At 57.1% G+C, this 10,153-nt stretch carries 11 protein-coding genes and 1 pseudogene; 7 read left to right on the forward strand and 5 right to left on the reverse strand.

Annotated elements, in window-relative coordinates; all coding sequences use genetic code 11:
- Window positions 1-36 precede the first annotated feature (36 nt).
- Genes ACM62Q_RS12390 through tatC form a run of 5 tightly spaced genes read left to right on the forward strand, consistent with a single transcriptional unit; the run spans window position 37 to window position 2,154 of the window.
- A complete protein-coding gene (locus tag ACM62Q_RS12390) occupies window positions 37-366 on the forward strand; it encodes a phosphoribosyl-ATP diphosphatase (protein ID WP_415037034.1) in 330 nt (109 codons plus the stop codon).
- Window positions 363-713, forward strand: coding sequence for a histidine triad nucleotide-binding protein (locus ACM62Q_RS12395; protein WP_415037036.1), 351 nt, complete (start codon window positions 363-365; stop codon window positions 711-713). The genes ACM62Q_RS12390 and ACM62Q_RS12395 overlap by 4 nt, the downstream gene beginning before the upstream one ends.
- A 9-nt stretch (window positions 714-722) precedes the next feature.
- Window positions 723-956 (forward strand): Sec-independent protein translocase subunit TatA, encoded by a 234-nt coding sequence (gene tatA / locus ACM62Q_RS12400; protein ID WP_415037038.1) that lies wholly within the window; start codon window positions 723-725, stop codon window positions 954-956.
- Between the two features lie 32 nt (window positions 957-988).
- Window positions 989-1,399 carry a Sec-independent protein translocase protein TatB gene (gene tatB / locus ACM62Q_RS12405; RefSeq protein ID WP_415037040.1) on the forward strand — a complete coding sequence of 137 codons (411 nt, stop codon included), beginning with the start codon at window positions 989-991 and terminating at the stop codon, window positions 1,397-1,399.
- A complete protein-coding gene (gene tatC / locus ACM62Q_RS12410; protein WP_415037042.1) occupies window positions 1,396-2,154 on the forward strand; it encodes a twin-arginine translocase subunit TatC in 759 nt (252 codons plus the stop codon). The genes tatB and tatC overlap by 4 nt, the downstream gene beginning before the upstream one ends.
- 14 nt (window positions 2,155-2,168) lie before the next feature.
- Here the strand turns inward: tatC and ACM62Q_RS12415 are convergent, their stop codons facing one another.
- The 5 genes and pseudogenes from ACM62Q_RS12415 to ACM62Q_RS12435 all read right to left on the reverse strand — a co-directional run.
- Window positions 2,169-3,587 (reverse strand): lipopolysaccharide kinase InaA family protein, encoded by a 1,419-nt coding sequence (locus ACM62Q_RS12415; protein WP_415037044.1) that lies wholly within the window; start codon window positions 3,585-3,587, stop codon window positions 2,169-2,171.
- Complete coding sequence (locus tag ACM62Q_RS12420) at window positions 3,584-4,351, reverse strand: lipopolysaccharide kinase InaA family protein (RefSeq protein ID WP_415037046.1); 768 nt, start codon at window positions 4,349-4,351, stop codon at window positions 3,584-3,586. The genes ACM62Q_RS12415 and ACM62Q_RS12420 overlap by 4 nt, the downstream gene beginning before the upstream one ends.
- Window positions 4,348-5,187: a lipopolysaccharide core heptose(I) kinase RfaP gene (gene rfaP, locus ACM62Q_RS12425; RefSeq protein WP_415037048.1), complete on the reverse strand. Its 840-nt coding sequence runs from the start codon at window positions 5,185-5,187 to the stop codon at window positions 4,348-4,350. Before rfaP ends, ACM62Q_RS12420 begins: the two co-directional genes overlap by 4 nt.
- Window positions 5,184-6,338 (reverse strand): glycosyltransferase family 4 protein, encoded by a 1,155-nt coding sequence (locus ACM62Q_RS12430; RefSeq protein WP_415037050.1) that lies wholly within the window; start codon window positions 6,336-6,338, stop codon window positions 5,184-5,186. Before ACM62Q_RS12430 ends, rfaP begins: the two co-directional genes overlap by 4 nt.
- 249 nt (window positions 6,339-6,587) lie before the next feature.
- A pseudogene (locus ACM62Q_RS12435) lies at window positions 6,588-6,710 on the reverse strand (IS256 family transposase); the annotation flags it as partial.
- 129 nt (window positions 6,711-6,839) lie between these two features.
- Between ACM62Q_RS12435 and cas3 the strand changes: the two are divergent.
- Together cas3 and cas5c are read left to right on the forward strand one after the other, a co-directional pair.
- The gene (gene cas3 / locus ACM62Q_RS12440; protein WP_415037052.1) at window positions 6,840-9,335 is read left to right on the forward strand and encodes a CRISPR-associated helicase Cas3'; all 2,496 of its coding nucleotides are present in this window, start codon (window positions 6,840-6,842) and stop codon (window positions 9,333-9,335) included.
- Window positions 9,328-10,062: a type I-C CRISPR-associated protein Cas5c gene (cas5c, locus tag ACM62Q_RS12445; protein WP_415037054.1), complete on the forward strand. Its 735-nt coding sequence runs from the start codon at window positions 9,328-9,330 to the stop codon at window positions 10,060-10,062. The genes cas3 and cas5c overlap by 8 nt, the downstream gene beginning before the upstream one ends.
- Window positions 10,063-10,153: the final 91 nt, after the last annotated feature.

Genomic DNA, 10,153 nt, shown 5'->3' on the forward strand with positions numbered 1-10,153 from the left:
CGATCCGGTCATCAAAGATCCGAAGGAAATTTACGCATGAGCACACACGACATCCTGCACCGCCTGTCCGAAACCCTGGCCACGCGCCGCAACGCTGATCCGGAGAAGTCGTACACCGCCAGCCTGTTTGCCAACGGCCCGGATTCCATCCTGAAAAAAATTGGCGAAGAGTGCGCCGAGTTGATCATGGCCGCCAAAGACGGCAAGCGCCTCAATATCGTGCGCGAATCGACCGATGTGATCTATCACATTCTGGTGCTACTCGTTTTCTATGGCATGAGTATCGAAGACGTTTCGCAGGAAATGCGCCGCCGCGAAGGTATATCCGGCGTCGATGAAAAAGCTGCGCGGAACGCCAAGAAGTGAGCGCCTGCCTCTTCTGCAAGATCGTTGCCGGAGAAATTCCGGCAACCAAGCTGTACGAAGACGAGGACATGCTCGCCTTTAAGGATATCGACCCGCAGCGCCCGGTGCATGTCTTGCTCGTACCTAAAAAACACATCACCTCGCTCGCCAGCCTGGCGGCAGAAGATGCACTACTGGTGGGCAAAATGCTCGCCAAAACCAATGACATCGCGCGCGCTGCAGGCAGCCTCGGCGGTTTTCGTCTCATCATCAACACGGGTGAAATCGGACAACAGGAAGTTCAGCACCTGCACATGCACATTCTGGGCGGACCGCAGCCGGTCGGCCCGATGGTCAAAAAACATTAGGAGTCACACATGGGTTCGTTTTCCATTTGGCACTGGTTGATCGTTCTGGTCATCGTCATGCTCGTTTTTGGCACCAAAAAACTGCGCAACATCGGGCAGGATCTGGGCGGTGCGGTCAAAGGTTTCAAGGAAGGCATGAAGGAAGCCGGCGCGGACGGCAGCACCGCCAGTCCGCAAAATCCGCAGCAGGTGTCCGGTCAGACCATCGATGTCGAGGTCAAGGAAAAAACCACGACGCATTGATGGCGCGCGCCGCATCGCTGCAAAAATAAAATATGTTCGATATCGGATTTTCTGAGCTGATCGTCATCGGCATCGTCGCCCTGGTCGTCATCGGCCCCGAGCGCCTGCCGAAAGTGGCGCGTACCGTCGGGCATTTGCTCGGGCGGGCGCAGCGCTATGTCAACGACGTGAAATCGGACATCAATCGCGAGATGCAGCTCGACGAGTTGCGCAAACTGCAAGCCCAGGTCAATGAATCGGCCCGCTCGTTGGAAAATTCCATGCGTGAGGAAGTCGGCAAGTTCCAGACGAGCATCGAAACCCCGCTGCAAGATGCCGCTGCCGAGCTGCGCCAACTGGGGGCTGATGCCAGCGTTCCGGCCGTCGAACCCACTCCCGGCATCGAAAGCACCCTCAATACGGCGCAGGCCGTTGCGACACGCAAGGACACCTCGGCGGTATGACTGAAGACACCCCGGCTGGCGAGAGCTTTGTCTCTCATCTCGTCGAATTGCGCGACCGCCTGCTGCGCAGCCTGATTGCGATCGGCGTCATTTTTGGTGCGCTGGCGATTTATCCCGGCCCCGGCGCGATTTATGATTTTCTCGCCGCCCCGCTGACTGCCGCACTGCCGCAAGGCACCAAGATGGTGGCTATTGGCGTCATCACGCCCTTCATGGTGCCGCTCAAGGTGATGGGCATGGTGGCCTTCGTCCTCGCTTTGCCCTATGTGTTGTATCAGGCCTGGGCTTTCGTCGCCCCGGGGCTTTACGAACACGAGCGCCGCCTGGGGGTGCCGCTGATCATTTCCAGCACCGTGCTTTTCTTGTTGGGGATGAGTTTTTGCTATTTTTTCGTTTTCGGTCAGGTGTTTACCTTCATCGCCAGCTTCGCCCCCAAAAGCATCACCCCGGCCCCGGATATCGAAGCTTATCTTTCTTTTGTCATGACCATGTTCCTCGCCTTCGGCCTCTCTTTTGAAGTGCCGGTGGCGCAAGTCGTGCTCGCCAAGCTGGGCGTGGTCAGTGTCGAAAAATTAAAAGAATGGCGTTCTTACTTCATCGTCGGTGCCTTCGTCGTCGCCGCTATCGTTACGCCGCCCGATGTCGTCTCCCAGCTCGCGCTGGCCATTCCCATGTGCCTGCTCTACGAACTGGGCCTGCTCGCCTCACGTCTGGTGACGCCACGCCAAGTGACAGAGAACAGCGTTTCGTCCTAAACCCCACCAGAGGCCTAAATCCCGCCAGGCAGCTGCGCATCCAGCCAGCGCACGAGCGGCGAGTCGGCCGGCCAGTTGCGCAAAAAGCGCGCCCGATCGCGCCGCCAGGCTCGCTTGAAACGCCAGGTAGAGCGATGCTGAGTGAGTGCGTCGAGGTCGATCAAATAAATTTTTCCAGCGTGCCAGAACAAATTGGTGCCCTTGCAATCGCCGTGGCTGATACGCAAAGCGTAGAGCGCCGTAAAGGTTTTGAGCAAGGCAGTGGCCAGTTGTGGCGGCGGAATTTCTGCCGGATTCAATGTGTCCAGCAGGTTTTTCCCAGGGCACAACTCGGTCACCAGAAAAGCCCGGCCGCGCAAAGGGCCGCGCCGTTCTTCCAGCACGGCCAGCGGCGACGGTGTGGCGATGCCGTAAAAATCCAGCAGATGCGCCGCCCGCCACGAATGCCAGGCACGGCTCGGCCGCCAGGCGCGCGACAAGGCGTGACGCCAGTTTTTCAGGTTGTAGCGTTTGATCAAACGTGTCTGGCCGGCAATTTCGCTCGCCACTACGGTGCAGGTGCCGCCGGTTTTGAAACAATGGGCAGCGTCGACGAAACGGTCCGGATCAGCAAAAAATGGCGCAAACTCCGCAAGCCGTGGGCGCACCGCTGCCCAAGCCTGCCGCTCGCCGCGCCCGACGGCGAATTGCGTGCAATCCCGTCCGGTTTTTTCGAGAAATTTTTCCAGCCGGCGGGCGCGGGTTTTGTGCACTGCCGCCGGCAAATCGGCGGCGAATGCCTCATCCAGGTGCAAACTGGCGGCTGCCGGCGCGGCACGGTAAAGCGCGAGCAATGCGGCGTGCTGCGCATCCCAATCCGGCGTCAGTCCGGCAAATAAAACTGCCAGATTGGTGAGAATTTGTGCCCGTGGCAAAGCCTGCCCGCCGTGCTGGATGATGGCATCACCATCAATGGCATAAATTTGACCTTGCGCCTGCAAAAAATTACCCAGGTGCAGATCGGCTTGCGCCAAACCGGCGGCGTGCATACGCGCCAAGAGCGGCATGATGGCCGACAAAGCGGCCATTTTCTGCGTCGTATCGTCGTCTGCAAGGGCTGCCAGGGTTTGCGCCTGCGGCAAAAATTCGCTCACCACGGCATAGGCACCGCCTTGCACGGCACCGGCGGTAAGAAGCGCCGGTGTCGCCACGCCGGCCGCCTGTAAGGCAACCACCCCGGCCCGTTCGCGTTCGCCGTGGCGCTGGTGCGCGCCGGCAAAAAACAGCTTCACCAGCACCGTTTGATCGTTCCAGCGCCCCTGTGCGACCAGGCGTTTGCCGGGCACCAGGCGCAGCTGTTTTTCCAGCAATAGCGTGCCGCCCGCGCTGAATTCCACGCACAAAGGCAGGCGCGGAGTGCGTCCGGCGGTGCGTAACTCCGCGATGCTGCTCATTCGCGCCCCACAAAAAACGCCAGAACTTTGCGCAAACGCTGCTTGTCCGCCGCCGTCAGGCGCTTGTGCCCGACATAATCAAGGTAAAAACGCAGCCGCCAGCGGCGCGGCAAAGTGTATTTGGCGACTTTGTCCAGGCAGGCCAGATCCTTGACGATGCGGTATTCCAGAAAAGGCGGCCACCAAAACATGCCGGTCGGGCAGTCGATGAAATAGGCCGTGGGCGACGCGCTGTTATCCACCAGAATGTTGCGCCATTTCAAATCGTTATGGCAAAAACGGCGCTGGTGCATGCGCTGCGTGGCCTGGGCAATCTGCGGCAAGACCTGGCCCAGCCAGCACGCATCCTGCAAACGCGGATCGTGGCGGAGCGCCATTTGCGCCAGATCGCTGGTGTCGCGCAATTCTTCGGTAATCACCACGCCGCGCAGAAAACGCCCGAACTGGCGCTCCTGCCCGTAAGCCACCAGGGTCGCCGTGGGAATTCCCCAGGCGGTAAAGCGTTGCAGATTGGTCCATTCCTGCACCGCACGGCGCGGTCCCAGCCAGTCGCGCAAACCAAACCAGCGGCGCGACAAGGCGCGGTTACCGATGTAATAGCGTTTGACGTAATAGCGTTTATCGCCCACCGTTACGCGATACACCGCTGATTCCTGGTCGTCGGTGATTTTTTCACCGGCCAGCGCAAACACTGTCGCCGGGCTAGCGAACGCCTGTCCCGTCGGGCCGGAGGCATAGGCGGGGTGGAGATACCAGCTGATCACCAATCTTCTCCAAACTCGGCATTTTTACGCGCGTATTTCACCTGCAACTGCCGGCTTTTTTCTTGCAAATGCTGCAATAGTTTGGCTTCCGCAGAGAAAATTTCCCGCAGCGGTCGGGCAAAATAAATACGCAAAAAACGCCAGAAATCGCGCGCCGACAAGCCAATCTCCAGCGCCGAAAAATACAGCCCCGCCAAATCCTTGTCCCGCCAGCGGCGCGGCACGCTCGGGCGGCTTTGTGCCCGATGTAAATCGATCAAGGATAATTTCAAAGCCCGCGGGTTCGGTGCGGGCTCCAGATGCAGCAAAAAGTGACACAAATAAAAATCGCGATGATTGACCCCCGCCTGGTGCATGTGCCGGGCAATTTCCGCCACGCGCCGAATCAAGGCGTATTTCAGCGCAGCTGCCGGCGCTTGTGTCGGCCAGGGACGGCAAAAATCTTCCAGGCTGATCGTCGGCGCGAGTTCCTCGGTAATCAGGAAAGAATGCAAACGTGCCGGATTCCAGCCGCGCTGCCCAAAACCCACCACCCGCATGGTGTCGATCTGTAGTGCTTCGAGCGCGGTAATCGCTTGCCGTTCGTTCTCCGCGCCAAGAATCGGTACGCGCCCTTGCAACAGGTTTTTGCCAATTTCCGCCCAGCCGATGCCATGATGAATTTTTACGAAAAATCCCTGCCCGGCGTGTTCGTAGCGAAAGGTGCGCCGCCCGTCGCGCTGGCGAAAAATTTGGCCGGACAAGGCATCGACAGCGGCAAACGCATCCTGCCCCGCCCACAAATTGCTGAAGGGCGCTTGCAAATAGAGTTTTTCCTGTGCGGCAAACAAACTCATGCGCGGCTCGCTTTCTGCAGGGGCTGCGTTTGGCCCGGCGTTTGCATGATGATTTCGACGGCACGTTCGGCATTGCTGTAAATATCCGCCGTTTGCGCCCAGTTAAGCGCATTTAACTGCCACTGCCGGCGCTGCGCGCTATCGTTGATGATCGACAGAAGCGCGGCATCGAGCGCCTCCTGCGCGAAAGGCTCGGCCAGCACCTGGCCGCCCGCGGCCTCGACGACATAGGGGGCATAACCGCACACCGCAGTGCACAACACCGGCAGCCCGGCGACCAGGGCTTCCAGTAGCACGGTGCCGGTGTTTTCGTTGTAGGCCGGGTGAACGAGCAGGTCCGCTCCGAGTAAGAAGCGCGGAATGTCGTTGCGCCCGGCGAGAATCTCCACCTGCTTTGTCAAGCCCAAATTTGCCGCCATTCGGCGAAAGGCGCTCGGTTCATCCTGACCGATCACCACCAAGCGCGTGCGGGCGCGCAGTTCCGGCGGCAGATGTGCCAAGGCAAGTAAAGACCGGTCCAGGCCCTTGGTCTTGAAGCCCGAGCCCACCTGCAGCAGCAAAAAATCCTGCGCCGCAAGGCCAAATTCCTCGCGAAATTGTGCGCGTATGTGATCAGCATCGGGCGGTGCGCAGCGGTCACGGGAAATACCGGGCGGCAAGAGGTGAAAACGTGCCTCCGGGGTTGCGTAATAGTGCTGAAACACGGCTTGCTGCGCCGGTGCGATCAGCAAAATCTGCGGCCCGGCATCCGCCGCAAACACCGCCCGTTCATAGGCCGAAAAATGGCGATAACGCCCGGAAAAACGGTACAGGGGATGACGCAGGCTGCGCGCTTTTTCTTCATAACAGGCGTCCGCCGCAAAATACACATCCAGCCCCGGCATCTTGTTAAAACCCACCACTTTATCCACCGGCCGCTGCGCCAGATCATGCGCCACCCAAGCGCTGAATTTCGCATAACGGCGCGCATTGCTCCAAGCCTTCACCGGCACGATCACCCGTTCGAACCCTGCGGGCACCTCGCCCTGCCAGGACAGCACATACACCCGCACCGCCGCCCCCGCCGCCTGCGCCGCCCGCGCAATCCGCAAAAAATCGCGCTGCAAGCCGCCGTAAGGGAAGTACTTGTAAAGACAAAACGCTATCTGCATAAAGCCGGATCAAAGCCGCCAAGATAACCGCGCATGATAGCACCGGCGGTTTTGGCCGTGGCTGCCGGAGTCGTCCGCTGAATCGGGTTCGGGTTTGTTGTTGGCGGCAGGCAGCGGGGCAGGGATGTGCAAATCCTTACGCGGGGGCCTTGGGGGCGTATAGCCAGGCGTTGAAGTGCGCCATGGCTTCATCGTCAAGACGCCCTACGAGCGCCAGTAATTTAAGCCGTGCAACGGCGTATTGATAACGCGTTCGATCTTGTGTATTTCGTTGACCAGGATGCGCAGCGCCTCGCCGGTACCGTCCAGGCCGTTGGTCAGCAAAGCCGCAAAGGCGGCGTCCAGAGGATGATGTTCTACGCGTTGCGCCATGGTGTCGACTCTTTCGTAGGTTTGGGGAAGAATGCCCTGAAGAAACAGCCTGCGGATACAGTCAACCGAGGCTTCGCAAAACCGGCAGACTACAAATTTACAGAAGCAATGTTGCACTAACCGAAAATTATGAAGAGCGAAGAAGAAGCGAAATTTCTGCCAATGGCTCACTGGCGGAAAAGTGATCAGGTTTTTCAGTCCCTTTCCAGTCACTTGCTTGGTGTGGCCGCGCTATCGAGCATATTTGGCAAGAAAATCCGTCTTGAGGTTGCCGGGGAGTTGATCGGATTGCTTCACGATCTCGGGAAATACAGCGAGGATTTTCGGTGCTATATCCATTCCGCCCTCGGTTTACTGAACCCTGACGAGGATGATTACGTTGACTCCCGGGCTCTCAAGGGCAAGGTAGATCATTTATCGGCCGGTGCTCAGTTCATTTGGCAGATCCTTTCCAAGAGAGGAGAGCGAGCGTCCTTGATCGGTCAGCTACTGGCTCTGTGTATCGCATCTCACCATTCTGGTTTAATTGACTGCCTCGACCCAGAGGGTAGCGATGTCTTCGGCAAACGCATGAGAAAGCCGGAAGAGAAGACTCACCTTGAAGAAGTGCAGTTCTGCGCCGATGTGGAAATATTGGTGCGGGCGCGTGCGTTGCTCGATTCGCCCGAGTTAATTGACGAAATGAAGAATCTGCTGGCGGCTCTCAAGCAGAAAGAAAAAAATTTGAGGCCGTTGTTTCAACAACTGGGTTTGGCTGTCCGATTTTTGTTCAGTTGTTTGATCGATGCTGACCGTATCGATACGGCGAGTTTCGAACAAAAGAAAGTCGCAGCCAATCGGCCTCAAGGCGATTACGTGCCTTGGGTTATTTTGGTCGAGCGTCTGGAAAAAGCACTGGAAGCTTTCGCGCCGCGCCATCCGATTGACCACTTGCGGCAACAAATCTCTGCTGAGTGCAAAGATGCCGCTGAACGTTGCGCTGGGATTTACACTCTGACGGTGCCGACGGGTGGCGGCAAAACCCTGGCTAGTTTGCGTTTCGCCTTACATCATGCGGAGCGGCGCAAATTGGATCGCGTCATCTACGTGATTCCGTTCACTTCCATCATCGACCAGAACGCGAAAGTGGTCCGCGACATTCTCGAACCCGATGAGTTTCCACAGGATAAGGGCAAGGTGGTATTGGAGCATCACTCCAGCGTTACCCCGGAAAAGCAGACCTGGCGGGAAAAGATGCTTTGCGAGAACTGGGATGCGCCAGTGATCTATACGACCATGGTGCAGCTGCTCGAAACTTTGTTTGGCAGTGGCACACGGGGTGCCCGGCGTATGCACCAGTTGGCCCATGCGGTCCTGATTTTCGACGAAATCCAGACTTTGCCGATTCGTTGCGTCCACTTGTTCAATAACGCCATTAATTTCCTGAGCGAACAGTGCAACAGTACCGTTGTGTTCTGTACGGCCACACAGCCATTGCTGCATCAGGTGGCGGTCGATCAGGGGGCGATTCGTTTGAGCGAGAGACATGAAATTGTCAGCAATGTCCGCCAACTTTTTGCGGACCTCAAGCGGGTGAAGATCATTGATCAACGGCGCTCGAATGCTTGGGGTTTTGCTGAAATAGCTGAGCTGGCCTGCGCTGAGGCAACACGGGTTGGAAGTTGTCTAGTCATCGTCAATACCAAGGATGCCGCCAAGCAAATCTTTCTTGTCAGCCAGGCATTAGTCGATGCAGAGAGTCTTTTTCATCTCAGCACCGACATGTGCCCCATGCACCGGAAATCCGAATTGGTAAGGATCAAATCTCGCCTCGAATCCGGATTGCTAACGCTGTGTGTTAGCACGCAGTTGATCGAGGCCGGTGTTGATGTGGATTTCGGTGCGGTGATTCGTTCCATGGCCGGCCTGGATTCCATCGCGCAAGCGGCCGGGCGATGCAATCGCAACGGCAAGTCGGTGCAGGGCACCGTGCATCTGGTCAATCCTTCGAATGAGCATGTCACGCTGGAATACTTGAAGGACATTGCCATTGGTCGAGACAAAGTTGCTTCTGTTCTCGATTTCTTCCGCGAAATGCCAGAACGTTATGAGCACGACCTGCTAGGGCCGCAGGCTTTGGCGGATTACTACGCCCATTATTTCTTCGAGCGGCAAAAGGACATGACTTACCCCGTTTCCCCAAAGGAGGCGAAAGCCATTGGGCGACACGATTCCTTGTTGAGCCTGTTATCGGAAAACGGAATTTCCTTGGCAGAGGCCGGGCGCAAAGGGGAACAGATTTCTACTCGATTACTGAATCAGTCGTTCATGTCCGCTGCAGAAGCATTCAAAGCCATCGACTCGCCAACGCAAGGCGTGGTGGTTCCCTGGGGCAAAGCGGGGGCTGATCTGATTGGTCGCCTGCATGGCGCCTACGACATTTCGCTGGAAGGTGAATTGCTGCGCGAAGTCCAGCAATTCACCGTTAATGTTTTTCCGCATGTGTTCGATAAACTTTCCAAGGCCGAAGCCTTGCATGTCATCAAGGAGGGCGTCCGAATTTACAGCCTTGATCCCCGCTACTACAGTAAGCAGTTCGGTCTGGCGACCGAACCCGTTTCTTTGATGGAGATACTCAATGGTTAGGCGCAACAGTATCGAATTCCGCTTATGGGGCCGTTATGCTTTATTTACCGATCCGCTGACCCGTATCGGTGGCGAAAAATGCTCGTACCATGTCCCCACCTATGAAGCCATCAAAGGCGTTCTCAAGTCCATTTACTGGAAACCGACGCTGATCTGGGTGGTGGATGAAGTGCGCGTCATGAAGCGCATCAGGACGCAGACCAAGGGCACCAAGCCGCAGGAATACAGCGGCGGCAACAGTTTGGCGATCTACACCTTCCTATCTGATGTCGAGTATCAGGTTCGGGCGCATTTCGAGTGGAACACCCACCGCCAGGAATTGGTAGCAGACCGGATAGAAGGGAAACACTACGACATTGCCAAACGCATGCTGGAGCGGGGTGGGCGCCAGGATATTTTTCTGGGAACCCGCGATTGCCAGGGCTACGTTGAGCCCTGCGAATTCGGTTCCGGTGCTGGCGAACTGGATGCCGACGGCGAACTCGGTTTTGGGCTGATGTTTCACAGTTTCGACTATCCCGATGAGACCGGGGAAAACAAGCTGTACACCCGGAGCTGGTCTCCGAGGATGGTCAACGGCGTGATCCGCTTCGGCCGACCGGAAGATTGCAAAGTGCGGAAATTTGTCCGGGACATGAATCCGAAAACCTTTGGTATTTCGACCAATCAGCGTGCGGTGGATGAAGAAGCCAATGATTTGGCCGGCCAGTTGGAGGCGCAATCATGAGTTGGATTCAAAAGTGAGCTTCCCCCGAAATTTAGTCTGCCAAGGGTGACCTAAAATTAGAGTTACTTTTGGAAGGCAAAAAATGAAAATA

It is taken from the genome of Azonexus sp. (genome assembly GCF_047638095.1).
Classification (GTDB): domain Bacteria; phylum Pseudomonadota; class Gammaproteobacteria; order Burkholderiales; family Rhodocyclaceae; genus Azonexus.

Excerpts from the sequence above, each read along its gene's own strand:
- rfaP (WP_415037048.1), bottom strand. The coding sequence starts at position 5,187 with ATGAGTTTGTTTGCCGCACAGGAAAAACTCTATTTGCAAGCGCCCTTC.
- tatB (WP_415037040.1), top strand. The coding sequence starts at position 989 with ATGTTCGATATCGGATTTTCTGAGCTGATCGTCATCGGCATCGTCGCC.
- cas3 (WP_415037052.1), top strand. The coding sequence starts at position 6,840 with ATGAAGAGCGAAGAAGAAGCGAAATTTCTGCCAATGGCTCACTGGCGG.
- tatC (WP_415037042.1), top strand. The coding sequence starts at position 1,396 with ATGACTGAAGACACCCCGGCTGGCGAGAGCTTTGTCTCTCATCTCGTC.
- ACM62Q_RS12415 (WP_415037044.1), bottom strand. The coding sequence starts at position 3,587 with ATGAGCAGCATCGCGGAGTTACGCACCGCCGGACGCACTCCGCGCCTG.
- cas5c (WP_415037054.1), top strand. The coding sequence starts at position 9,328 with ATGGTTAGGCGCAACAGTATCGAATTCCGCTTATGGGGCCGTTATGCT.
- ACM62Q_RS12430 (WP_415037050.1), bottom strand. The coding sequence starts at position 6,338 with ATGCAGATAGCGTTTTGTCTTTACAAGTACTTCCCTTACGGCGGCTTG.
- ACM62Q_RS12390 (WP_415037034.1), top strand. The coding sequence starts at position 37 with ATGAGCACACACGACATCCTGCACCGCCTGTCCGAAACCCTGGCCACG.
- tatA (WP_415037038.1), top strand. The coding sequence starts at position 723 with ATGGGTTCGTTTTCCATTTGGCACTGGTTGATCGTTCTGGTCATCGTC.